The 22374-nt window shown below is 63.1% G+C and carries 23 protein-coding genes; 12 read left to right on the plus strand and 11 right to left on the minus strand.

Going from position 1 to position 22374, the window contains the following annotated elements:
• Positions 1–411 precede the first annotated feature (411 nt).
• A complete protein-coding gene (locus IEY62_RS20300) occupies positions 412–633 on the minus strand; it encodes a hypothetical protein (RefSeq protein ID WP_189021211.1) in 222 nt (73 codons plus the stop codon).
• Positions 634–1301: 668 nt separating this feature from the next.
• On the opposite strand from IEY62_RS20300, the gene IEY62_RS20305 reads away from it, so the two are divergent.
• The 3 genes from IEY62_RS20305 (at position 1302) to IEY62_RS20315 (ending at position 3915) form a co-directional block, all read left to right on the plus strand.
• Positions 1302–2075, plus strand: coding sequence for a GAF and ANTAR domain-containing protein (locus IEY62_RS20305; RefSeq protein WP_189021212.1), 774 nt, complete (start codon positions 1302–1304; stop codon positions 2073–2075).
• Between the two features lie 216 nt (positions 2076–2291).
• Positions 2292–2741, plus strand: coding sequence for a hypothetical protein (locus IEY62_RS20310; protein ID WP_189021213.1), 450 nt, complete (start codon positions 2292–2294; stop codon positions 2739–2741).
• A 40-nt stretch (positions 2742–2781) separates the two neighbouring features.
• Positions 2782–3915 (plus strand): glutamate--cysteine ligase 2, encoded by a 1134-nt coding sequence (locus IEY62_RS20315; RefSeq protein ID WP_189021214.1) that lies wholly within the window; start codon positions 2782–2784, stop codon positions 3913–3915.
• Positions 3916–4002: 87 nt separating this feature from the next.
• Here the strand turns inward: IEY62_RS20315 and IEY62_RS20320 are convergent, their stop codons facing one another.
• Both IEY62_RS20320 and IEY62_RS20325 read right to left on the minus strand, forming a co-directional pair.
• Complete coding sequence (locus tag IEY62_RS20320; protein WP_189021215.1) at positions 4003–4404, minus strand: VOC family protein; 402 nt, start codon at positions 4402–4404, stop codon at positions 4003–4005.
• Between the two features lie 48 nt (positions 4405–4452).
• A complete protein-coding gene (locus IEY62_RS20325) occupies positions 4453–4875 on the minus strand; it encodes a helix-turn-helix transcriptional regulator (protein WP_189021216.1) in 423 nt (140 codons plus the stop codon).
• A 26-nt stretch (positions 4876–4901) separates the two neighbouring features.
• On the opposite strand from IEY62_RS20325, the gene IEY62_RS20330 reads away from it, so the two are divergent.
• The 4 genes from IEY62_RS20330 to IEY62_RS20345 all read left to right on the plus strand — a co-directional run bounded on the left by IEY62_RS20330 (position 4902) and on the right by IEY62_RS20345 (position 9853).
• Positions 4902–5519, plus strand: coding sequence for an alpha/beta hydrolase (locus IEY62_RS20330; RefSeq protein WP_189021217.1), 618 nt, complete (start codon positions 4902–4904; stop codon positions 5517–5519).
• A 204-nt stretch (positions 5520–5723) separates the two neighbouring features.
• Positions 5724–6725: a LacI family DNA-binding transcriptional regulator gene (locus IEY62_RS20335; RefSeq protein ID WP_229785481.1), complete on the plus strand. Its 1002-nt coding sequence runs from the start codon at positions 5724–5726 to the stop codon at positions 6723–6725.
• Between the two features lie 8 nt (positions 6726–6733).
• Complete coding sequence (locus IEY62_RS20340; RefSeq protein WP_189021219.1) at positions 6734–7465, plus strand: HAD family hydrolase; 732 nt, start codon at positions 6734–6736, stop codon at positions 7463–7465.
• A gap of 30 nt (positions 7466–7495) precedes the next feature.
• Positions 7496–9853: a glycoside hydrolase family 65 protein gene (locus tag IEY62_RS20345; protein WP_189021220.1), complete on the plus strand. Its 2358-nt coding sequence runs from the start codon at positions 7496–7498 to the stop codon at positions 9851–9853.
• Between the two features lie 5 nt (positions 9854–9858).
• On the opposite strand, the gene IEY62_RS20350 is transcribed toward IEY62_RS20345, so the two are convergent.
• Positions 9859–10236 (minus strand): hypothetical protein, encoded by a 378-nt coding sequence (locus IEY62_RS20350; protein ID WP_189021221.1) that lies wholly within the window; start codon positions 10234–10236, stop codon positions 9859–9861.
• A 121-nt stretch (positions 10237–10357) separates the two neighbouring features.
• On the opposite strand from IEY62_RS20350, the gene IEY62_RS20355 reads away from it, so the two are divergent.
• Positions 10358–11113 (plus strand): class I SAM-dependent DNA methyltransferase, encoded by a 756-nt coding sequence (locus tag IEY62_RS20355; RefSeq protein ID WP_189021222.1) that lies wholly within the window; start codon positions 10358–10360, stop codon positions 11111–11113.
• Between the two features lie 10 nt (positions 11114–11123).
• Here the strand turns inward: IEY62_RS20355 and IEY62_RS20360 are convergent, their stop codons facing one another.
• Positions 11124–11945 carry a TspO/MBR family protein gene (locus IEY62_RS20360; RefSeq protein ID WP_189021223.1) on the minus strand — a complete coding sequence of 274 codons (822 nt, stop codon included), beginning with the start codon at positions 11943–11945 and terminating at the stop codon, positions 11124–11126.
• Positions 11946–12056: 111 nt separating this feature from the next.
• Between IEY62_RS20360 and IEY62_RS20365 the strand changes: the two genes are divergently transcribed.
• A complete protein-coding gene (locus tag IEY62_RS20365) occupies positions 12057–12578 on the plus strand; it encodes a MarR family winged helix-turn-helix transcriptional regulator (protein WP_189021224.1) in 522 nt (173 codons plus the stop codon).
• Here IEY62_RS20365 and IEY62_RS20370 read toward each other — a convergent pair.
• From IEY62_RS20370 to idi, 6 genes are read right to left on the minus strand one after another with little or no spacing between them, the layout of a single operon-like run.
• Positions 12573–13772 carry a prenyltransferase gene (locus tag IEY62_RS20370; RefSeq protein ID WP_189021225.1) on the minus strand — a complete coding sequence of 400 codons (1200 nt, stop codon included), beginning with the start codon at positions 13770–13772 and terminating at the stop codon, positions 12573–12575. The two genes, IEY62_RS20365 and IEY62_RS20370, sit on opposite strands and share 6 nt — an antisense overlap.
• The gene (locus IEY62_RS20375; RefSeq protein WP_189021226.1) at positions 13769–14119 is read right to left on the minus strand and encodes a lycopene cyclase domain-containing protein; all 351 of its coding nucleotides are present in this window, start codon (positions 14117–14119) and stop codon (positions 13769–13771) included. The genes IEY62_RS20370 and IEY62_RS20375 overlap by 4 nt, the downstream gene beginning before the upstream one ends.
• Positions 14119–15771 carry a phytoene desaturase family protein gene (gene crtI, locus IEY62_RS20380; protein ID WP_189021227.1) on the minus strand — a complete coding sequence of 551 codons (1653 nt, stop codon included), beginning with the start codon at positions 15769–15771 and terminating at the stop codon, positions 14119–14121. The genes IEY62_RS20375 and crtI overlap by 1 nt, the downstream gene beginning before the upstream one ends.
• Positions 15768–16673 (minus strand): phytoene/squalene synthase family protein, encoded by a 906-nt coding sequence (locus IEY62_RS20385; RefSeq protein WP_189021228.1) that lies wholly within the window; start codon positions 16671–16673, stop codon positions 15768–15770. Before IEY62_RS20385 ends, crtI begins: the two co-directional genes overlap by 4 nt.
• On the minus strand, positions 16670–17821 hold the full coding sequence (locus IEY62_RS20390; RefSeq protein WP_189021229.1) for a polyprenyl synthetase family protein: 1152 nt from the start codon (positions 17819–17821) through the stop codon (positions 16670–16672). Before IEY62_RS20390 ends, IEY62_RS20385 begins: the two co-directional genes overlap by 4 nt.
• The gene (gene idi, locus IEY62_RS20395; RefSeq protein ID WP_189021230.1) at positions 17818–18372 is read right to left on the minus strand and encodes an isopentenyl-diphosphate Delta-isomerase; all 555 of its coding nucleotides are present in this window, start codon (positions 18370–18372) and stop codon (positions 17818–17820) included. The genes IEY62_RS20390 and idi overlap by 4 nt, the downstream gene beginning before the upstream one ends.
• Positions 18373–18492: 120 nt before the next feature.
• On the opposite strand from idi, the gene IEY62_RS20400 reads away from it, so the two are divergent.
• From IEY62_RS20400 to IEY62_RS20410, 3 genes are all read left to right on the plus strand, one after another.
• On the plus strand, positions 18493–19080 hold the full coding sequence (locus IEY62_RS20400) for a MarR family winged helix-turn-helix transcriptional regulator (protein WP_189021231.1): 588 nt from the start codon (positions 18493–18495) through the stop codon (positions 19078–19080).
• Between the two features lie 132 nt (positions 19081–19212).
• Positions 19213–20319, plus strand: coding sequence for an EAL domain-containing protein (locus IEY62_RS20405; RefSeq protein ID WP_189021232.1), 1107 nt, complete (start codon positions 19213–19215; stop codon positions 20317–20319).
• Positions 20320–21029: 710 nt separating this feature from the next.
• A partial coding sequence (locus tag IEY62_RS20410) for a hypothetical protein (RefSeq protein ID WP_189021233.1) occupies positions 21030–22374 on the plus strand: 1345 nt, incomplete at its 3' end.

Below are 22374 nucleotides of genomic sequence, written 5' to 3' on the forward strand. Positions count from 1 at the left end.
ACTGCTGTCACAACGATGTGGAATTGCTTGACTCTATCTTTGTTTATGTTGGTAAGTCAATAGAAACCAACATAAACAAAGATCAGCGCTCTGGCCGGGTGTGGTTCGGACGCGCGGGTTCCGGGAAATGCCCGGAAACGGCGAAAGGGCATGTCGCGCTCCCTGTAGCGCGACATGCCCTTCTATCGGATCCTGACTGGGGGATCTGCCGGGATCCGGTCCTGTAGGTAAGGAACAGCCCCTAAAGTGGTGGCGGGTTCCCTGGGCCCGGAGGCGGTGGGACCGCTGGGCCGGGAGTGGGTTCCGGGACTGGCGGCGGGCCAGGTTCCGGCAATGGTACGGGTTCAGGCGTAGGTCCTGGCTCCCTGGTTGGATCGGGGTGCGACGGATCCGAGGGAAAACCGCTCATCGTCAAGCGCTCTTTTCCCGGGACGATTGCGTCGGGCGGAGACTTTGTGGCGTGCTGGAAGGGTATCGGCTGGAGTCCCACCCGGTTCGCATGTAGTCGATGGGCAGGTTGTCCGGGTCCGGCGGATCCGGCAGCTTGTGCTTGCCGGGCTGGCCAAGCTGGCCACGTTGGCCAAGGCCCCGGGCTGTGGTGGAGGACTCCCTTTTTTGTGATTCTGCGTGCATGCTATCCCTTCCGGTAGCTTCAGATTCAGTGCCGCTCCTCATGGCTGCGCTGCCAGGTTCAGTCCGGTATTTCCATCCGGAAGCCGCAGTGGCAGCCAAGAATCCGCGTGTTGATCAGAACTTCGTACATCCGCAGCTGGGCTCCGGGTTTCAGGACCAGGGGAGTCTGAATCCTCCGGAGCTCGCAGCTGCTGGTCTTCATTGGTTCGCCGCAGTGAAGATACTGACCGCCGAACTGAAGTACCCCTTGCGAAATGCCGGGCCGGTTGAGTACCGCGGCAACCTTTTGGACAGATGCGATCTGTTGGTAGGAATACCTGCAGACGTGGCACTCGTACGCCACGTCCACCAGATTGGGCACGGGGGGATAGCGGGACTGGATCGAATTCACCACGAGGTGCTTGTCCGTGTTGCACCGGGTACACCAAAGACGCTCGTCGGGCGGTTGGTGGGCTTCGTCCGGGACTCTGGACGCTGGCTGGGCCGGCATGGGTCTGTACCTCGGCATCAAAAATGCGGGTCGCCCGTCTGCATGAGCTGTAAAGCCTGGTCCTGTAAATGCGGGACTGTAGCTAGATTGTGCACATAGGTGCACGGCATATGCAAGGATTCTGTTGTCATTCCTTAAAGGGGTGACAGGGACAGACCCGGCGATCGTAAACTAAGGCATGGACGAAATGAACGTTGAATTGGCGCTGCCTGATGCCGCCTCGGCGCCCGACGAAGTTTCGGTGCCTGAGCAGCTTCAGGACCTCGTTATCGACAGCGAAGACGTCGGTGGATTCCTCGGAGAACTGGCTGTTTTTTCGGCTGCGGCGGTGTCCAACGCGGTCGGTGTGAACGTGCATTGCGGTATCACACTGAGCCGGCGGAGGCGGACGGCCACGGTCGCCGGAAGCACCCCTGAAGCCAGGTTGATCGACGAAGTCCAGCAGGCGTACGGAGATGGTCCCTGCCTGGAAGCAATGCGCAGCCATGCCACCGTGCACGTGCCCGACACTTCCACGGAAGGGCGCTGGCCCGACTACTGCAAGGTCATCGCGGATCGCGGCCATCTCTCGGCGCTTTGCGTCCCCTTGGAGCTGGATGAAGGTGCTACCGCGGCCCTCAACTTCTTCGCTCCCCGGATCGACGCTTTTGACCCGGCCACCATCCGGGACTGTGAGCTCTACGCCAGCCAGGCTGAACGCTCACTGCGCCTGGCAGTCCGGATCGGCGTCAAGCAGCAGCACGCCGACGACCTCCAGGATGCCATGCAGTCCCGGACCGTGATCGACCTCGCCTGCGGAATCATCATGGGGCAGAACCGGTGCAGCCAGGACGACGCCTTCCAAATCCTCAAGAAGGCATCAAGCGCCCGGAACCAGAAGCTGCGCGACGTCGCCGAGACCTTGGTCAAGAGCGTGGCGAAGGAGTCTCCCGTGGCCCATTTCGAAGCCTGAGGCAAAGAGCCCCGGGGAGCCGCGGCAAGCCGATGACTTGTGACGCAAGCCACTGGTGAACTACATTTTAGGTGGGTTAAGCAGATAGCCCTTGGAGTCTCATGACGTGGAGCCATCCCGGATGGTCCAAGAACTGCACTTTCAGCCGTGGCCATTATCGGCCGGCTCGCAGCGTCTATGCATGCGGCTCCTTGGAGTTGTAAAAGGAGAATGGCAATGACGCTTGGTTCCCTTCCTGTCCCGAAACCCTCGCAGGGGTCCGAACCTGCCAAGGCCGAAGTACGGCCATGGTGCACGGTCTGCGGCACTGATTCCTACATTTTTGTTGAGACCGTGGTGGAAGCCGAACCACACCAGACGGAAGTTGTCGACGTCAGCTACACCTGCAGCGAATGCGATACCTTCTACGCCCACCCCGTCCGCCTGGCCACGCTGGTGCCGGAGATCCAACAGGAATTTCTTTCCACTGCCGCAGCAGGACTCTGGTTCAGTTGCACCCATTGCGGCGATCCCATGACGTTGGGACGTCCTGCCGAACACGTGATTGAGGCCCCCCGGAGCACTGAAGATCCTGAAAGCCCCAATCTCCTTGAGGTCTACTTGCAGACCCAGGTGCTGCATTGCCGTTGTGGTTTCCAAATGGAGGTTCCGCGCCACGTTGGGTAACCGCCGACTCTGAATAATCCATAGAGGGAGGGGTGGGTCTGTGCGAACGTTTGGTGTGGAGGAGGAACTTCTGATTGCCGATCCTTCGGACGGCATGCCATTGGCCCTCGCCGCGGACATTCTTGACGTGGCGATCCACGGCGGGGATGCTGACGGCGATGCCGCTTCCCTGAAATCGGAATTCAAGCAGGAGCAGATCGAAGTCAACTCCCGCCCCTGCCGGACGGCTGCTGAGCTCAGGGCTGAAATCCGTACGGGCCGGGCCCTATCGGACAAGGCGGCCAGGACCTTGGGTGCGCGGGTGGCGGCTTTGGCTACCCCGCCGGTTTTTCACGCGACGCCCACCTTGGGGAATCAGCGATACGCCGCCATGGGCACGGAATTCGGCCTGATTTCGCGTGAGCAACTCACGTGTGGCTTTCACGTCCACGTGTCCATCGAGTCGCCCGATGAGGGCGTCGGAGTCCTGGACCGTATGCGCCACTGGCTTCCCGTACTCCTCGCTCTCAGCGCCAACTCTCCCTTCTGGATGGGGGCCGACACTGGCTTTGCGAGCTATCGGACGCAGATCTGGAACCGCTGGCCCACGGCCGGCCCCATGGACATTTTCGGTTCGGCCGATGGGTACCGTGCAGTCCTGGGGACGCTGCTGGGTACCGGAGTTCCGATGGACGAGGGCATGATCTACTTCGATGCCCGCCTCTCGAGGGGCCATCCAACCGTTGAGCTCCGGATCGCGGATGTTTGCCTCTACGCTGAAGACGCGCTCACCCTGGCAGTGATCGCACGAGCCCTGGTGGAAACTTCGGCGGCCGAATGGCGGCGGGGCGATCCGCCGTCGAGTGCCTTGACGCATGTCATCCGCATGGCCAACTGGAAGGCGAGCCGTTTCGGCATCAACAGCGAACTGCTGCACCCGCAGGACCAGAGCCCTGTTGCTGCCCCGGAAGTTGCCGGCGCCCTGCTGCGCCACATCAAGCCTGCCCTGGCCAAGGCCGGAGACCTGTCGCTGGCGCGGACCGGGGTGGCCAACATCCTCCGCCGCGGCTCAGGCGAGCGGCTGCAGCGCCAGGCCTATGCGCGCCGGCGCCGGCTGTCCGACGTCGTGACCGCAGCCATCGCCTCCACGCACGAGTACGGGGAACTTTCAGACGCCGGCCTGCTAAGCCACTAGCAGCCAAAGGCGCGACGACGGCGGGCCGGTGACCCGCCGTCGTCGCGCCTTGCGATAGCTGTGCCTTGTGGTGGAATGCCGGGACGGTCAGCCTTGGTTGATGCGGATCATGTTGCCGGAGGGGTCGCGGAAGGCGCAGTCGCGCGGACCCCACGGCTGGTCGATCGGTTCCTGGAGGACCTCTGCGCCGGAGGCCCGGAGTTTCTCAAAGGTGGCATCGAGATCGTCCGTGGCGAAGACGAGCATTGGCATGACGCCCTTGGTGAGGAGCTCCTGGATGGCGTCGCCGTCAGCTTGGGAGCGGCCGGCGTGCGGCGGGGAGAGGACCAGTTCGAGATCGGGCTGGGCATCGCTGCCCAAAGTCACCCAGCGCTGGCCATCGGATCCGACGTCGTTGCGGACCTGGAAGCCGAGGGCGTCGCGATAGAAGGCGAGCGACTCATCGACGTCGTTGACAGTGACGTGTGCGTACTTCAAGGAAATGTTCATGAACCACACGCTATTGCAGCCCGGGAGCCCGCGCTTCTTCAATCCTGCTCAAGTTGCTGTTGCCCGTGCGGCGGGGTTCCTGTCCGGCCGCGTTTGCTGTTTTGCAATGCAGTTCGGCATCGCTTTCACCGCGTGGTGCTCCCGGGAACGGTACTCGCTGGGCGTGATCCCAACGATTTCAGTGAAGCGGCTGCTGAAGGAGCCAAGGGATGTACAGCCGACCTCCATGCAGGCATCCGTCACGCTGGATCCAGCGCGCAGGAGCGCCATGGCCCGTTCTATCCGCCGGGTCATCAGGTAGTTGTACGGCGATTCTCCGTAGGCGGCCTTGAACTGGCGGGAAAAGTGGGCCGGCGACATGAGCGCTCCGGCGGCCATGGTGGGCACGTCCAGGGGACGCGCGTACTCGCGGTCTATGAAGTCACGGGCACGCCGCAGATGGGCCAGGTTGGCCAATTCCTGCGGAGTCATGGCGTCAGTCTACTAGGCTCATGCCCATGGAATCAGTGGTCTGGTCAAAGCCCGAAAACCAGCGCAAGGACACCCCTTTGCTGGTGATGCTCCATGGTTACGGCACCAGCGAGCAGCGCATGGTCAATCTTTTTGACCAGCTGCCCACAGAGTTCACCTGTGCTGCATTGCGGGGGCCCAAAGTCATTGGCGACGACTACGGTTGGTTCCTGCTGGATTACTTCCTGACGAACGACTTCGCGGATGTGATCGCATCCACGAATGCGGTGTTCAACTGGATCAACTCCGTAAAGGACAACCACAGCAGCGTCAGTTTGCTTGGCTATTCGCAGGGCATGGCCATGGCCAGCACGCTCCTGCGGTTGCGGCCCACATCGTTCAAAGCCACCGTCGGGTTGTCCGGGTTTGTCCTGGACAATGACCTGCTTGCCCTGAGCGAATCGTTCGACACCCCACCGCCGTTCTTCTGGGGGAGGGACAAAGCGGACCCCGTGATCAACGAGGACGCGATCGCCCATACGGAGGAGTGGCTGAACGCCAACACGGCACTGACGGCGCGGACCTACCCGGGCATGGGCCACAGGATCGAGCCCGCCGAGCTGGTGGATGTCAGTGCTTTCCTGAAGTACTACGTGTTGGGTTAGCGCTGGATTAGAAGGCATCCGCACCCTCGAATCAAAACCGATGGTGAGATTCGCGTCACAATTTCGCATTCGACTGCACTCTATTGAATGACAAAATTGTAAGCGCTTACACTTTTGGCTGATGACCCGGTTCGGGACACACGCCAAGGCGTCAGTCGAGCATGGAAAGGGTTGAGGCCGTGTTGCATGGTTAGGACTCACAGGGTGACAATCCAGGACGTAGCCGTTCTTTCCGGATTGTCGATTTGCACGGTATCGCGGGCACTCAGGAAGCTCCCCAACGTTTCCGACAAAGCCCAGGCGCGGGTGGCCGAGGCCGCCAGCAAACTCGGCTACAAAGCCTCGGCCGCCGCATCCCGGCTGGCTGGCGGAAGTACAGGGTCGGTGGCCATTGTTGCCCCCACCGCCACCTCGTGGTTCTTCTCCCAGGCTGTGGAAGCCGCCGAGGAAGTTCTGGGGGACAGTGGCTACGACACGGTCCTGATCAGCCTCCGCAACAAGGCCAGTGTCCGGAAGCAGTTCTTCGCGGACCTGGAAAACCTCGCACAGCGGGTGGACGGGCTGTTGTTGCTCAATGTTGACCTCGACCCCGGAGAGATGGAAGCGTTGGAAGCCTGCGGACTGGCAACGGCCAGCGTGGGCATGGGAAATGTTCCGTGGGACAATGTAGGTATCGATGACGAACACGCTGCCTGGCAGGCAACCCAACACCTGCTGGGGCTGGGCCATTGGGACTTGGCCGTTCTCTCGAGCAATGAACACTCCGTTGTGACTGAGACTCCTCGGTTCCGTGGCTTCCGGCGCGCCCTGGATGAACACCACCTCACCGTCCACCCGGACCTTGTGGTGGCGGCAGGTCCGGGGATCGACGACGGGCGGCGGGCCATGATTGAGCTCATCACCCGTGGCGTGAAGCCCACGGCAGTGTTCGCCCATTGCGACGAGGCCGCCTTTGGTGCGTTGACAGCGCTCCGGGAATACGGCTTGTCCGTGCCGAAAAACGTGTCCGTGATCGGTATAGACGACCACCCTATGAGCTGGTTCCTGGGCCTCAGCACCGTGGCGCAGCCGGTAGCTGACCAAGGTGCCTTCGCCGCGAACCTCCTGTGCGAACGACTCCTGAATAACGAATCCCCCCATCAACCCTCCAACCACCTGCTCGATACCAAGCTCATCGAACGCAAAACCACGCGCCACAAGCGCTGAACGGAACTATGCACATGACTGATCTTCGTAATGCCTGGACAGGCGCTTCGGCGCTGTTGTTCGATCTCGACGGCGTGCTGACGCCCACTGCCGTGGTGCACGAGCAGGCGTGGCAGGAACTGTTTGACGGTTACCTTGCCGGGATCGGGCACCAGCAGGGTTACCAGGAGAGCGACTACTTCGACCACATCGATGGCAAGCCGCGCTTTGACGGCGTCCGGGACTTCCTGACCTCCCGGGGCATTACCCTCCCTGAAGGCCCAACGGACGATTCACCCACGAACCAGACTGTGCAGGGGCTGGGCAACCGCAAGAACGCCATCTTCAACGAGATCGTGGACACCCGCGGTGTGGAGCCCTATGAAGGTTCCGTCAAATTCATCAATGCGGCCCTGGAACGGGGACTCAAGGTCGCGGTCGTCTCCTCCTCAAGGAACGCCCCAGCCGTGCTGAAGGCAGCGGGAATCGACCACCACTTCGAGGTAGTAGTCGACGGCCAGGTGGCCGCCGGCGTCGGCCTTCCCGGTAAACCTGACCCGGCCACTTATGTCTACGGTGCAAGCCTGTTGGGCGTGCCGGTGGAGGAATGCATCGTGGTGGAAGATGCCGTGTCCGGTGTGCAGGCCGGTGCAGGTGCTCCCTTCTACGCCGTGATCGGCGTGGACCGCGGAGCGGGCCGGCAAACCCTGCTCGACGCAGGCGCCACACTTGTGGTCGACGACCTCAACGAACTTCTCTGACCCTACTTTTTCGAAGGACTTCATCAGCCCATGGCACTCATCAGCTCCGATCGGCTGCGTTTCCCCTGCGAGCCCTGGAAGCTTGTGGAAAACATTCACGTGCCCGGTGACGAGGGAACGTTGGAAACGCTGTTCGCGCTTGGCAACGGCCACCTTGGCATCCGCGGATCCCATTCCACTGCGGGAGACAGCGAGCTTCCCGGCACGTTCATCAACGGTTTCCATGAGATCTGGGACATCAAGCATGCCGAAAATGCCTACGGTTTTGCGCGGACAGGCCAGCGGATTGTGTACGTCCCGGATGCCAACAACTTCACGGTCTCCATTGATGGCGAAGCCCTGAGCCTTGCCGAGTCCACCGTGCTGGACTATCACCGCAGCGTGGACTTCTCCACAGGCGTTTACGAGGAACGCATCGTGTGGTCCTGCCGGTCGGGGGCCACCGTAACCACGGTGGAGCGCCGGGCGGTCGGGTTCGATTCCCGCGGATGTCTTGGCCTTGAACTGTCGTTGTCCGCGGACCGTGACGTGTCCGCGGACATCACGTCCGGCGTCGTGAACCGCCAGGACCAGCCCGTGGAGGACCATTCGGTCCATGACCCGCGGCGTTCAGGCCGCCACGCAGGGCGGGTACTGCTGCCACTTCACCTCCAGGGCGCCGATGGTTCGCTCCGCCTCGCATGGGAAACCTCGGAGTCGCGCCAGCGCGTGGCGATGGCTGTGGACCATTGGATTTCGGCCGAAGGCCAGCCGTTCGAAACGCTGGTGGCAGAGGACGAGTCCTCCGTCCGCTACGTCCTGGCAATCCACGACGGCGACACTTTCCGTTTGGAGAAAACGGTCAGTTACGTCGTGGCCGGATCTGCCGGGGACGCCGAAGACCGTGGCGAAAGCCTCGCTGTGGAAGCGGAAGCGAACCTGGTTTCCTTTGCCGACATCCTGGCGCAGAGCAAGGCGCACTACGACGAGTACTGGACCACGGCCGATGTCTCCATCGGCGGCCAGGCAGAGATGCAGCAAGCCGTGCGCTGGGGCCTGTTCCAGCTCGCGCAAGCCACTGCGCGCGCCGGAGTGGCCGGGATCCCCGCCAAGGGTGTCAGCGGCTCCGGCTACGAAGGCCACTACTTCTGGGACCAGGAGATCTACCTCCTGCCCTACCTCACCTACACCAATCCCGCCGGCGCCAGGAAAGTGCTCGAATCACGCCACGCCATGCTGCCGGATGCGAGGGTGCGCGCCAAGGAACTCAGTGTGGACGGGGCGCTGTTCCCGTGGCGAACCATCAACGGCCTCGAGGCCAGCGCCTACTACGCGGCAGGAACAGCCCAGTTCCATATCGCCGCCGCTATAGCCTTCGCTGCCAACCGCTATCAGTGGGCCAGCGGCGATGACACGTTCAGCGCAGAGCTGGGCGCCGATCTGCTGCTTGAGACCGCGCGCATGTGGGCCTCGCTGGGCTTCTTCGGCAAGGATGGAATGTTCCACATTCACGGTGTCACCGGCCCGGACGAGTACACGGCCGTGGTCAACGACAACCTGTACACCAACGTCATGGCGCGCTTCAACCTCCGTGCAGCGGCCGCGCTGGAACACGAGGGCATCGCCGAAACCGAGCGCATGGTGTGGAGGCAGGCTGCTGAGCGCATGTCGCTTCCCTACGATCCACACCTGCAGGTCTTCAGCCAGGACAACGACTTCATGACCCTGGAACCCTGGGACTGGAACACGCCCAAATCCAAGTACCCGCTGCTGCTGAACTTCCACCCGCTGGTGATCTACCGGCACCAGGTGCTCAAGCAGGCAGACACGGTACTGGCCATGTTCCTTCAGTGGCAGGACTTCACCGCTGAAGAAAAGCAGCGCGCCTTCGACTTCTACGACCCCATCACTACCGGCGATTCCACCCTGTCCGCGTGCGTGCAGGGCATCATGGCGGCCGAAGTGGGGTACGGCGACGTCGCGCTGCAGCACTTCACCGAGGCCTTGTTCATCGACCTCGACAACTCGCACGGCAACACCATCGACGGTGTCCATATTGCCTCCACCGGTGGCATCTGGAGCTCCCTGGTCTGCGGCTTCGCGGGCATGAGGGACCAGGGCGACGTTCTGCGCTTCGATCCCCGGCTGCCCGTCGAATGGGAGGGCTTGTCCTTCCGGCTCAAGGTGCAGGGGCGCCTGCTGGCAGTGGAGCTGGAACAGGGGTCCATCGCGCTGACCCTCGTGTCCGGCCCCGGCTACAGCGCGGAGCCGTTGCAGGTGAAGGTGCGGGACTACGACGTCACCGTCGGCGCCGACACCGTAACGGTGCCGCTGGACACCGTACCCGTACCGCCGCCGTCGATCTTCCCCAGCGTCTTCCCGACGGCGGGACTTCCGATCATCCGGTAGGCCGTTCACGAAGCCTGCGACGTGTGGTCTTCAATCACGCCACCGCCGCGATTTTCCGCAGCGTTTCGACGCCGGTCCAACTCGCTGTTGATAAGTTCCAGCAGCGCTTGGGCCGGCTCGGACAGGTGGTGGGTGTCCGGGGAGCCCAGTTGATCGCAATGGATGAGGACGTGGCGGATCCGTTCCAGTTCCCGGGAGGGCACCAGCGGCCAGCGGTGAAACAGTTGCCTGACAGCTATGGCACCCAGCAGGGCATCGGGTTTGTCGGTTGGTGCGCGGTGCGTTCCTTGGGTAACTGCTGCTCTTCGTCGAGCAACGGAGGCCGCGGAAGCTGCGACGCCATGGGTAAGAAGAATGTTGGCTTTGAAGGAATTGGGGGCCATGAGGACCTCCCTGATGAGAGCGAAGGAAGCCGACTGCGTGACTTAGAATCCAGCTTACAGAATGTGAGTTATGTCATGTCAATCGTTACGCGAGGTTGCCGGCACCTGCAATAGTGGCAGGATGACCGACCAGCAGGAACTGTGGGACGAGGAAACCGCAAGCCGGTACGACACCCCCGGCGAGGGCATGTTCTCCCCGGAAGTACTCGGCCCCACCGTGGAGACCCTGTCCGAACTCGCGGGCAAAGGTCCGGCCCTTGAGTTCGCCATTGGTACAGGCCGGGTGGCAGTGCCCCTCTCCGAAGCCGGCGTGCCCGTGAGCGGCATCGAACTTTCCCACGCGATGATCCGGCGGCTGCGGTCGAAGGCAGACGCGGCCACCATCCCTGTGGTGCAGGGAGACATGTCCGAGGTCCGGGTGGGCGGGGACTTCACACTGGTATTCCTGGTGTTCAACACCATCGCCAACCTCTTGACCCAAGACGAGCAGGTCCGGTGTTTCCAGAACGCTGCACGACACCTTGCCCCAGGCGGCCGCTTCGTCATTGAGCTGTGGGTACCGCAACTGCGTTCCCTCCCGCCGGGCCATGGCGGAACGGTGGAAGTGAGCCAACCCGGATACCTGCTGGTGGACACGTACGACGTGCTGCGCCAGCACGTCATCTCCCACCACGTCCGATTCGGACCGGACTTGTCCGATGGCCGGGAGGCACGGATCGGCAGGACCCCACACCGATACATCTGGCCCAGCGAACTGGACCTCATGGCGCGGATAGCCGGGTTCGAGCTGGAATCCAGGTGGGCGGACTGGGACCGCAGCGACTTCACCGCAGAGTCCCGGAGCCACGTGTCGGTGTACCGGCTCAGCGAACGCTAGGGCCACCCGGTCACTGCAGCGGGGAGGATGCACTCCGGGCGCCCGGCCCAAGCAACGCCACCCGTGTCCGCACCGCGATCGCAGCACCCAGGACGAGCGCGGCCGCGACGGCGGCCGCGACCGCCGTCGGGAATGACTCAGGTGCGTCCGAGCTGCGGCCAACCGTGATCCACACCAGGCCCCACGCGATGGCCGCAGCAAGGGCGAGACGGCCATGGCCCTTGATGGCCAACGCGACGCCAATGATCGCCACCACCACCAGCACGGCAACGGACCACACCTCGGGCTGCAGGCCGAACCCCGAGAACCCGGCAGCTTTCAAAGCGGCGGCGATATTGGCGCACACGGCAACGCTGGTCCACCCCAAGTAGAGGCCCAAGGTTCCGTCCACCACGACGGCCTCAACCCACGAGGAAGCGCGGGTCCGGCTGTAGCGAAGGAACGCCATCACAAGGGTCACCAGCAGCGCCAGGATCACCAGGACACTGACCAAAAGCCATCCCGCCTGCACGGACAGGATCCAAGCCGCGTTGAGGATCATGGACACGGCAACCACCCAACCCAAGGCCCGCTGCCGTGCACTGGAACGCTGGGACGGCAGCCACTGCCACACGGTGTAGGCAACAAGACCGGCGTACACCACGGACCAGATGGAGAAGGCGGGCGTGGCCGGCGCCAGGAGGGTGGAATCCGCGGCCAAGGCACCGCCCGCAGCCTGCGCGATGGGCGTGCCGCCAAAGACTCCGACGCCGATCATCGAGCCAACAATGCAGACGAGCAGACTGGCCGTTACAGCGATCTGCCGCTTGAGATCCTGGCTTCCGGTTGCCATAAACTTCGCCTCTTTCCTGATGGGATGTGCGGTTTCATGCATTCACGGGGTCCGTGACTTAGTATCAAATTGCTAGTGAAGCGAGCTTTACGCTTATCGAAGGAACATCGGATGGATTCGGAAGGCCACGCAAAGGGCTATTGGTACGGGAAAGACCCGGGGCAGAAGGCCATCGCCATCGATGTCCTGAACGCGTTGCGGGACTATCGGGCCTCCGAACAAGCGATGCGCCGCAGGACCCGCTCGTCCATGGGGATGGGCGAGAAGGACCTGCTGGCACTGCGGTATCTGTTCGAAGCGGAAGCGGCCGGCAAGGTGATGAAGCCGAAGGACCTGGGGGACAAGCTCGGGATAACGTCGGCGTCAATGACCACCTTGATTGACCGTCTGGTGGAGTCCGGCCATATTCGCCGCGAACCCCATCCGAGCGATCGTCGCGCGTTGATCCTGAAGGCGACCCCGGGATCGGACCAGGAAGTCCGGCACACCTTGGGCGGAATGCACCGACGGATGTTGGACGCAGCTTCTGCCCTGAGCCCGGACGAGTCGAGGATCGTGGTGGATTTCCTGCAGCACATGCGCGAAGCGTTGGACACAATCGACGAAGAGCCCGGGGAACCGTCCGCGTCATGACGTCAGGCCCCACTGCAGGATGAAGATCAGGGTCACCAGGAATCCTGAACCGTAGTTGAGCCAGATAAACCGCCGCCATGCCACATTGGTGCGTGCCGCCGTCGTATCCGTGACGGTCCAGTACGGGGCGCAATTGACGATGTACGGTACCGCGATGATCGCCGCCAGCGGCCCGGGCCACGGCGTGGCCAGCATCGCCAGGCCCGCTACCAGCCAGAGAACGACGGCGAGCCGCACCGTCCGCCGGGCGCCAATCACTGTAGCGATGGAGCCGATGCCGGCCTGCCGGTCGGGTTCGATGTCCTGGACGGCGCCGAAGGCATGGGCCGCCATGCCCCAGAGGAAGAACGCGGCCAACAGGATAAGGAGACCGGGCGTTACGTCGGCGCCCGCCAACGCCAAACCGACGACGGCGGGACTTACGAAGTGCGTACTGGACGTCAACGAGTCCAAGACCGGGCGTTCCTTGAAGCGGAGTCCCGCCACGGAGTAGGCAGCCACGGCGAAGGCACTCACGGTCAGGCTGATCCATGCCGCAGGCCCGCCCGCCAAAGCCAGCACCAGGAGGAACGGCACGTTGGTGATCGCCGCGAGCCACAGCATGGGACGGTGCAGGTGCGGCTTGAGGAGCGCCCCTTCGATGCCGCCCTTGCGCGGATTCTTGAGGTCCGATTCGTAATCGAAGACGTCGTTGATGCCGTACATGGCCAGGTTGTAGGGGATCAGGAAGTAGAACGTTCCCACGATCAGCACCCAGTCGATTTCGCGGGTGGTGAGGAGCATGGCCGCGGCGAACGGGTACGCGGTGTTGATCCAACTGACCGGACGGGACGCGAGTATTGCCTGCGGAACCAGGCCCTTAAGGTTGGATTGCGCCCCGGCATTCCGGCGCCGGGTCAGCCACATCCACAGTCCGGGCAGCGCCACGACACCCGCCAACGGGTAGGCGAAATCTTCGATGGGGGCGAGCCCTGCCTTCAGCCCAAGGATGTGCGAGGAATCGTAGTGGAAAAGCTCCATGCCGATCATCACGGAGTCGAACACCGCTGTCAGCACAGCCAACGCAGCGAAGGCCAGCCCCACGGCTTTCCAATGCTTGGAGGCCTCGCCCTGCCGGGCACCCCGACCGGCGAAGACCACCCCCGCGACGGCGGCCGCGGCGATGAAGGCAAGCGCGAGCCATAGGTACGTCATGCGTTCTCCCGCTCCCGCTCCGCTTGCCTCGCCGGCAGCCGTTCGAGCAGCCGCCGTGCGCCCGTGTACAGGACCATGGTGCACAGGGTCAGGAAGAGCAGGAACACGGGCTCCTCAATGGGCAGCTCCGGAGCGATCAACAGGCCCGTGGCGATGGTTCCTTCGCCGCGGAGGAAAATCCCCAGCCCGATGCCGGCCGCGTCCCAGCCGAGGAAGAACAACACCCCGACGGCGGTCACCATCGCCGCTGCCTTCGCGTCATGCCAGAAAAACAAACGGAATCTGTGATCAAGCAGCAGCATGCAGCTGATGCCGAACAGCAATGAGGCCAAGTAGAGAACTCCCATCAGCCAATCCTGCTGGCTACGGGCCTCACACTGACAGGGCCGGTGCTGTGATCGCCGCGGATCCTTTTCAGGACAAGCTCCGCGCTGATCAGACACATGGGCACACCCACGCCAGGGGCGGTGGTGGCGCCGGCGTAGTAGAGGCCCTGCACGCGCTTGGAGGCATTCTGTGGCCGGAACATGGCGCTTTGTCCCAGTGTGTGGGCCGGTCCCAGCATGCCGCCGCGCCAGGAGTTGTAGTCACGGGCGAAGTCCGCAGGTCCTATGGTCTGCCGGACAACGATCCGATCGCGAAGGTCCGGAATGTCGGCCCATCGGGCGATCTGGTCGATTGCGGCGTCGGCAGTTCGCTCTATGAGTCCGTCGCCCGTTCCGTCCGGGCCGCCGGCTCCCAACGAGGGATCGGCAGGGATGGGGACCAGGACGAAGAGATTCTCATGGTCTTTGGGGGCTACAGCGGGATCGGTCGCGCTGGGTTTGCAGACATAGATTGACGCGGGATCAGGAATCGCCGGCTTCTCACCGAAGATCGAGGCGAAGTTTGCCTCCCAATCGCGGGTGAAGAACAAAGAATGGTGCGGCAGCTCAGGAAGCTTGCCCTTGACTCCCAGCATCACCAAAACTGCTCCGGGGCCGCTGGTGCGCCGCTGCCACCAGGAACCGGGGTAGCTGCGGTCCCGCACGCCCAGCAGTTGGGTTTCGGTGTGGTGGAGATCGGCACCGGAGACCACGAGGTCGGCCACGCTGTAGTGCTCGTTCCCGGAGGTGTCACGCCAGGTCACCCCGGTGACTTCACGGCTGTCCTTGCCGGTCAGTGCGGCCGGAAGCTTCACGCCGTCGAAACGGCCCACCTTCCTGGTCCTGGTGGTTGCGCGGGTAGTGATCTTGAGGGCTTCGGCACCGGTGTGTATCCGGACCCCTGCCTGGACGGCCAAGTCTTCAAGGCGGCCCACAAGCTCCCAGAAACCTCCCATCGGGTACTGCACCCCGTCACCGAGATCCAGAGCACTCATCAAGTGGTACATGGCGGGAGCATCGGAAGGACTGGTGCCCAGGAAGACGGCCGGATAACCCAGGACCTGCCGCAGTACCGGATGCTGGAATCGCCGGGCCACGTACTTGTCCAGGGGAGTCAGCAGAAGCTGCGCAAGCTTGGGCAGGCTGCGCAGCACCTCGGGCTGAAGCAGTCCCTGCAGTTTGGTGAAGGGGTTGTAGAGGAAAAAGCGCTCCGCCATATCCGTTGTGTGCCGTGCCGATGCCAGGTAGGCTGCCAGCTCCTTGGCGCTGCCGGGTTCCACGTCCTCGAACGTCTCCAGGACCTGCTCGCTGCCCAAGGGGACGGTCAGCGGGTCCGGCCGGACGCCGTCGAGGTTTGGTTCGCTGAACACGCGGTACGCAGGACTGAGCGTGCGGAGGTCCAACTGCTCCGCGGTGCTGGTGCCCAGAAGCTCGAAGAAGTGGTCGAAAACGCCGGGCATGAGGTACCAGGACGGGCCCGTATCGAAGCGGAAGCCATCGCGCGCCAAGCTCCCGGCCCTGCCGCCGACCTGGCTGCGCTGCTCCAGGAGCTGCACCTCGTGTCCTTCGTGGGCGAGGAGCGCAGCGGTGGCAAGCCCAGCGATGCCACCGCCGATCACTACTGTCCGGGTCATCGGTGCAACTCCATCCAGGTTGAGGCGACTGCCCGGGCGGCAAGGCCGGCTTTCACGGCGTCCGGGACGCGAACCCGTGAACGGTAGAGCTCATCCACGGTAGTCTGCTCGATCCTGTCCGTCAGGGCCGCGAAGAGCGAAAGGGCGCTGCGGACAGCGGCCCGGGCATCGCGCGGCAGCAGGGGGATAACAGCATTGGCATCGGCCAACTGGGCCCGGATGGTGCCCACCCAGGCCATGCGGTCACCGTCCGCCAGATGCTCGGACGTGCCCAGGTAATTGCGTCCCAGGCGGGTGGTGTCGTCGGCCAGGTCGCGCAGGAAATTGATGTTCTGGAAAGCAGCCCCCAGCCGGCCGGCGCCATGCTGCAGAGCCGCGGCGTCGCCGTCGTCGATGTTTTCATCCCGCATGAAAACGCGCAGGCACATCAGCCCCACCACCTCGGCAGAGCCGTGGACGTAACCTTGGTGGGCGTCGGCGTCGAAGCGAAGGGGAGTGCCCGGGGCATTCGTGCGCTCGCCGAGGTCCGTGCGCATGGAATCGAAGAACGGATCAATGAGGGAGTGGTCAATCCGGGCTGCCCGGGCAGTCTGGGCGAAGGCGTGGATGATGAGGTCGCTGCTGTAGCCAAGCTTGACGGCCCGATGGGTTTCCTCAATGAAATGGGCCAGGGCGTCGCACTGTTCCTGGTAGCTGAGTCCGGCCTCCGCGGTGACGCCATCCACGAGTTCGTCCGCGACGCGTACCAGGGCATAGATGTTCCGTACATGCTGGCGGTGCCGCCGCCCGAGCAGCTTGCACGCCAGGCCGAACGATGTGGAATATGCGGCGATCACCTGGTTGGCAGCCCGCTCGGCCGTCCGGGTGAAATGGGTGAAAGAGGTATCCGCGGCGAGGCTCATGACTGCCGCCCTTCCAGCTGCCCGGCGAGGTCCAGCAACACACTGCAGACGCCGTCCGGGATGGTGCTTGTCAGCAGGTCGTTGAAGGCCTGCATCTGTTCCTCGATGAGTCCGTTGACAAAATCTTCCGCACCGCAGTCTGCCAGGTGCCGGCGGACGTACTCGCATTCAGCGCCGTTCAGCTCCGGCCTGCCGAAGAAGGGCTCCATGTCCGGCCACGCCGCCGTGGTCCGGGCGTGGGCGATGATGGCCGTTTCCTTGCCCTCCCGCAGGTCCGAAAATGGGTCCTTGCCGTGCCGGCGGGGATCCCCGAAGGTGGACAGGAGATCGTCCTGGAGTTGGAAGGCGAGCCCCAGATGCCGGCCGGCGCTGGCCAGCGCATTTTCGACGGCGAAGTCGGCACCTGCCAGCGCTGCTGCGGCCCGAAGGGGAAGTTCGAAGGTGTAAGTGGCGGTTTTATAGCCGCACATCATCAGGATGGTCTCGAGGTGGGGGTCGATGATGCCGTCCCCGAGGCCCACGTCCAGCTGCTCGCCGGCCACTGTTTCGTTGATGGTGTGTTCCAGGAGATCCAGCAGCCGCAGCCGCAGTGCGTGGGGGAGGTCTGCCCTGGCGAAGGCCTGGTGGGTTGCCGCGAGGAGCATGTCCCCCATGAGGATTCCGCCGGTTTGGGCCCAGTGGAGGTCGCTGCCTTCACGGGCTCCTTCGGCGTTGGTGGTCCGGGGAAGGGACTGGGCTTCCGCAAGGAGTGAGCCGATCAGGTTGGGGTGCCCTCGCCGGACGAGGTCGCCGTCGATCACGTCGTCGTGGAGCAGGAAAGAGTAGTGGAGGAGTTCGATCGCGGCAGCAATGCTGATGGCGGTTTCGCGGTTGTCGGTGTTGGGCGGGCTGGTTCGGGGCTGGTCCGTCGCGGCTGGATTCTTTTGCTGCGGACGGGTCCTGAGGGCATCGTAGGTCTCCATCAGCAGGAGGGGGCGCACGAACTTTCCGCCCAGGACGTTGTGGCCGGCCAGTTCCCAGAGCCTGGTGAAATGGGCCCCGTACGCTGTTGCGGAGGCTGCCCGCTTGCCGATGAGCCCGCTCAGCTCGTTCTCGATCGCCGCGCAAAGGTCGGTGCGGCTGCGCAAAGAGCCGGAGGTGACGGTCATGCTTTCGCTCCGGTCCCGGGCTGGAGTACCCGGGCCTCAAGCAGCTGGGGGAACTGGAGCCCCAACCATGGGCTGAACGCGGTTGGGGTGCGCTCCAGGGAGTCGGCCAGAAGCGCCGGGGACATCCACGCCCAGTCTGCTACCTCGGAAGGGTTGGGTTTCAACTCGCCGGCGATCCTGGCGATGTAGACGGGGCAGATCTCGTTTTCCACAATGCCCGTGGGATCAACGGCCCTGTACCGGAAGTGGGGGAGTGCCAGTCCAACCTGGTTGGCATCCACTCCCAGTTCGAATTGCGCCCGCCGGGCTACTGCGTCCAGGTGATCCTCGCCCGGGGCCGGATGCCCGCAGAAGCTGTTGGTCCACACCCCTGGCCAGGTCTTCTTCTCCGGCGAGCGGCGGGTCAGGAGGATCTCGCCGTCATCGTTGAGGAGGTAGCACGAGAACGCGAGGTGGAGGGGTGTTTCCCGCGTATGCACCCCCGCTTTCGGGGCTTCCCCTATGGGTGTGCCGGCGTCGTCAAGGAGGACAACCATCTCTGTAGCGTTCATTTTGCGCCTTCCTCCTGCACCCTGAGTCTTTAAACAGCCGAGTCTTACAACCGCCCTAATATTGCTAGACAAGCTAGAAGAAAGGCTACCATGTAGGAAGTTAGGTGTAACATACTCAGCATGTCCAGTCTTGAAGAAATGCCTGAAGAAGCCGGCTTCCCGGCCTCAGCCGGCATTTATCATCTGGATGCCAATGATCCGCATCAGCAGTTGATTGACCGCTCACGGTTCTCCGACGCCGACATCCAACAGATCAACGAACTCATGGCAGCGTTCGGGAGACTCCGCGACGCCGAACAGCGCCTCGCCGACGCCTCGCTCCGGTACATGAAACTCAACCAATCGGACATGCGGGCACTGCATTACCTGATTGTCTGCGCGAACCATGGCGTCATCGCCACGCCCGGAGCGATAGCCTCCCACCTGAACATCTCGACGGCGTCAACCACCAAGCTGCTGGACCGGCTGGAACGTGCCGGCCACGTAACCCGGCAGGCGCACCCCTCAGACCGTCGGGCCCTCGCCATCGCCATTACGCCCGAAACGCACGAAGCTGCGATGCGCACTGTGGGCAAGCAGCAGGCCAAACGGTTCCTGGCTGCCGCCCGCCTTACTCCCGGGGAACGCGGGACTGTGATGCGCTTCCTCGACGACATGGCACGTGAGATCGAAGTGTCAGACGAGGCGTGGGCTGCGGTTCCCCACTGAAAGCTTCCTGTGATTCGAGTGATAAGTGTGAGCCAAGTGACACTTTTCTCTGTAAGATGCGAGGCAAGGCCCTCATGCGGGGGGCGGCAGTTGTCTGGCCTGGCCAGCGGGGGATACACAAAGGAATAATTGATGGCTCAAGAAGCGGGCTCTCTATCACCGGGTAACGACGCGGACAGCAGCAACCAGGAAGGCGCAGGGGGCACGCCGTTTACGGACGAAGTGACCATGCGGGCCCAGGTCCTGGACATCATCGAGTCCATTCTTGAGGACTCTGAACCGCGCAGCCAAGGAGCCAGGAACAAGCTCCGTGAGCTCCTTGACGAGCACCCTGACGACCCCGAGGGCGCACTGCTGAAGCATTTGCTCCTCACCCGCAAAACATCCCAGACGGCGTACAACGTGCCAGTTCACCTGGAACACGCCAGCCTGCATCTGGAGTCATCCGACGCCTCACGAACCGTACTGGTCCCCGTCAGCCACGACGTCCGTGCCGGCATCCAGTCGGTCCTGGCCGACAAACTCCTCCTCACTGCGTTCCAACCAATCCATTCCCTTCCCAACGGCGACCCTATCGGCGTCGAAGCCCTGACAAGGTTCATCGGTGAGGACGGCGCGGGCGCCGATGTGTGGTTCAGCGAAGCAGCTGCTGCCGGTCTGGGCACTGAGCTGGAGATAGCAGCGCTGCATTGCGCACTGATGGCCGCGCACGACGTCCCGGAAAACATGTTCGTCACACTGAACCTCACCCCGGCGACCTCGCACGACCCCCGGGTGCGGAACCTTCTGGCCGCTGCTGCCTTGGCCCCGGAGAGGATCATCATCGAGCTGACAGGGAGCCTGGAATCCATGACGGCCCAGCCGGGCGGCGAAGGCCTCGAACAGCTGCGGGCTTTGGGATTGCGAGTGGCGGTCAGTGCCTCGGGAGCCGCGCTGGTCTCCCTGGACAGCATCGAGCAATTGCACCCGGACATCATCAAACTGGATCGCCACCTGATTGAAGGAATCGCCGGAAACGACGGCCAGAAGCTCCGTGCCAAGGCCATCGTCGAACTGGCCCGCGAGATCGGGGCGGATGTCCACGCGCAGGGCATCGAAACAGCCGAAGAACTGCAGGAAGTCACAGCCCTGAAAGTCACCGCGGCGCAGGGATACCTCCTGGGTCGTCCCTCGGTGCACCCGCTCGATTGGTCGGCCTGGAGCGTCCGGGCGCAAACGGAACCGCAGCCTGCCGGCTGACTGTCGCTGCATCGACGACGGCGGTTCCCACCTCAGGTTCGTGCCGCCGTCGAACGTTTTAGCTTGCCGTGAGCCCCAAGGATCGTAGACGACGTACGTCCCTGGGAGCATCGAGGCACCAAAGCAGTGGCCGCTTGTGGCCGTTTCGCGTTCCGGCCGTTGCCGACGTTCCCGGGGAGAGGCGCCGCCCACCGGGACAGGGGGCCTTCGAGTCGGTCGACGTCCCGTAACATCCTCGCGCGCAACTGCACTGGGCCCACTACCGGCGATCCAGAAGGCATCGCAGGCATTCATCTCCACGTTGCTGGTGGCAGTCAGGCTGAGGTCGACCGCTGCCGTGTCCGCGGAAGACTTTTTTCAGATCTGCGTCACGAATCTCACAAACGCGCCTCTTGTATACGGGGCCATGTTAGGTGGCTCCTTGGCCTTTGCAATTTGAGGTGCCCCCGAGGACGCGAGAGAAACGGAAAATTACTGTGAAATTAGTTAGAAAACACGGCCCGCGAAGGTTGGTGGGAAGGCGGGCCAGCACTGCGCTGGCCTTGGGGACGCTCGCGCTGTCCTTTGTAGCGATAGCCGCCCCCGCCCAGGCAGCGGGGCCTTCGACGCCTGCGACGACATTTAGCGTTGCATGTCCCGGCTCGACCCACAGCAACCCACGTCAGGCCGTTGGTGAAGTTCGTGACCTCACACAGGTCTTTGGCCAGCGCTTGACCGATTACAACAACGGTGCGGTAGTGCCGCTCTATGACATGTGGGGCGAGAACGACCCCGATACTTTTGTAACCCCGCCCCTCTGCGGCGTGAGGTACGACGAAATCACGGGGACAGCAGTTGCCGAATGGCTCTTCTGCACCGACATTGAATCAAAGTCCTGTGGCGAAACGAACAAGAACGGCGTGCTCGGGCAGGACGGCACCCCCGTCGGTACGCTTGAGCCCCAATCCGGAAATGCCAGGCTCAACGCTTCGCAGGAAAAGGTCATTGCATACCTCATCCAGAACGGGTACAGGCTCAATCCCACCAACTACAGTGACCTGGGTGGTGTAACGAAGGCCAAGGCGGACGGCACAAGCGATCAGCGCTGGGCGCTCCAGAATCTCATTTGGTGTGTCAGTGACCCCGCCGGTGCGGATTCAGCCCTGCGGCAGTCATTCTGTGCGGGCAATATGACTGATAAGGATCAGGCAAAGATCCTTGCCTCGATCCCCACAGCACCATCTATCAAGTTGGCGTTCTCGAACCCGGCGACTCCGGTTTCGGTGGGTACCGCCCAGGAAATTACCCTGACGACGAACATCCACGATCAGGAAATTCCGATCTCGGCAGACGGCGGCGTGCTGGAGCTGTGCGGCTCCAACCCTGGCGTCACTTTCGAAGACGGAAAACTTCGAATTGCAGGGGATGACCCTAACGTTTCAACGACGGTCACACTTTGCCTCACTGCCGCATCTGCAGGTGTAGTCAACGTCTCTGCGTCTGGGACGAACGCTTCCACGGAGCATATCCAGTGGAACCAGAGCCCTGGCACCGACAAGATTCACTGCCAGACTTACGCATCGTTTTACTCCACCAAGGGTTCTGTGGTCGATGACTCCGTAAGCGTCTCCTTCGAGGAATCTGCCTCGGCTGCTGATTCCGCGACCGCTGCTGATGCTGCTTCGGCGACGGCTGCTGATGCTGCTTCGGCGACGGCTGCTGATGCTGCTTCGGCGGCTGATTCCGCTTCGGCGACGGGTGCTGATGCTGCTACGGCGGCTGATTCCGCTTCGGCGACGGCTGCTGATGCTGCTTCGGCGACGGCTGCTGACTCCGCGACTGCTGCTGATTCGGCTTCGGCGACGGCTGCTGACTCCGCGACTGCTGCTGATTCGGCTTCGGCGACGGCTGCTGACTCCGCGACTGCGGCTGATTCGGCTTCGGCGACGGCTGCTGACTCCGCGACTGCGGCTGATTCGGCTTCGGCGACTGCTGCTGACTCCGCGACTGCGGCTGATTCGGCTTCGGCGACTGCTGCTGACTCCGCGACTGCGGCTGATTCGGCTTCGGCGACTG

The organism is Paenarthrobacter histidinolovorans, assembly GCF_014647595.1.
Lineage (GTDB): Bacteria > Actinomycetota > Actinomycetes > Actinomycetales > Micrococcaceae > Arthrobacter > Arthrobacter histidinolovorans.

Coding starts and splice junctions, on each gene's coding strand:
- idi (WP_189021230.1), bottom strand. CDS start 18,372: ATGAACGCTACAGAGATGGTTGTCCTCCTTGACGACGCCGGCACACCC.
- IEY62_RS20360 (WP_189021223.1), bottom strand. CDS start 11,945: ATGGCAACCGGAAGCCAGGATCTCAAGCGGCAGATCGCTGTAACGGCC.
- IEY62_RS20385 (WP_189021228.1), bottom strand. CDS start 16,673: ATGAGCCTCGCCGCGGATACCTCTTTCACCCATTTCACCCGGACGGCC.
- IEY62_RS20320 (WP_189021215.1), bottom strand. CDS start 4,404: ATGAACATTTCCTTGAAGTACGCACACGTCACTGTCAACGACGTCGAT.
- IEY62_RS20405 (WP_189021232.1), top strand. CDS start 19,213: ATGGCTCAAGAAGCGGGCTCTCTATCACCGGGTAACGACGCGGACAGC.
- IEY62_RS20340 (WP_189021219.1), top strand. CDS start 6,734: ATGCACATGACTGATCTTCGTAATGCCTGGACAGGCGCTTCGGCGCTG.
- IEY62_RS20365 (WP_189021224.1), top strand. CDS start 12,057: ATGGATTCGGAAGGCCACGCAAAGGGCTATTGGTACGGGAAAGACCCG.
- IEY62_RS20305 (WP_189021212.1), top strand. CDS start 1,302: ATGGACGAAATGAACGTTGAATTGGCGCTGCCTGATGCCGCCTCGGCG.
- IEY62_RS20350 (WP_189021221.1), bottom strand. CDS start 10,236: ATGGCCCCCAATTCCTTCAAAGCCAACATTCTTCTTACCCATGGCGTC.
- IEY62_RS20300 (WP_189021211.1), bottom strand. CDS start 633: ATGCACGCAGAATCACAAAAAAGGGAGTCCTCCACCACAGCCCGGGGC.
- IEY62_RS20330 (WP_189021217.1), top strand. CDS start 4,902: ATGGAATCAGTGGTCTGGTCAAAGCCCGAAAACCAGCGCAAGGACACC.
- IEY62_RS20370 (WP_189021225.1), bottom strand. CDS start 13,772: ATGACGTACCTATGGCTCGCGCTTGCCTTCATCGCCGCGGCCGCCGTC.
- IEY62_RS20400 (WP_189021231.1), top strand. CDS start 18,493: ATGTCCAGTCTTGAAGAAATGCCTGAAGAAGCCGGCTTCCCGGCCTCA.
- IEY62_RS20390 (WP_189021229.1), bottom strand. CDS start 17,821: ATGACCGTCACCTCCGGCTCTTTGCGCAGCCGCACCGACCTTTGCGCG.
- IEY62_RS20345 (WP_189021220.1), top strand. CDS start 7,496: ATGGCACTCATCAGCTCCGATCGGCTGCGTTTCCCCTGCGAGCCCTGG.
- IEY62_RS20325 (WP_189021216.1), bottom strand. CDS start 4,875: ATGACTCCGCAGGAATTGGCCAACCTGGCCCATCTGCGGCGTGCCCGT.
- IEY62_RS20355 (WP_189021222.1), top strand. CDS start 10,358: ATGACCGACCAGCAGGAACTGTGGGACGAGGAAACCGCAAGCCGGTAC.
- crtI (WP_189021227.1), bottom strand. CDS start 15,771: ATGACCCGGACAGTAGTGATCGGCGGTGGCATCGCTGGGCTTGCCACC.
- IEY62_RS20310 (WP_189021213.1), top strand. CDS start 2,292: ATGACGCTTGGTTCCCTTCCTGTCCCGAAACCCTCGCAGGGGTCCGAA.
- IEY62_RS20375 (WP_189021226.1), bottom strand. CDS start 14,119: ATGGGAGTTCTCTACTTGGCCTCATTGCTGTTCGGCATCAGCTGCATG.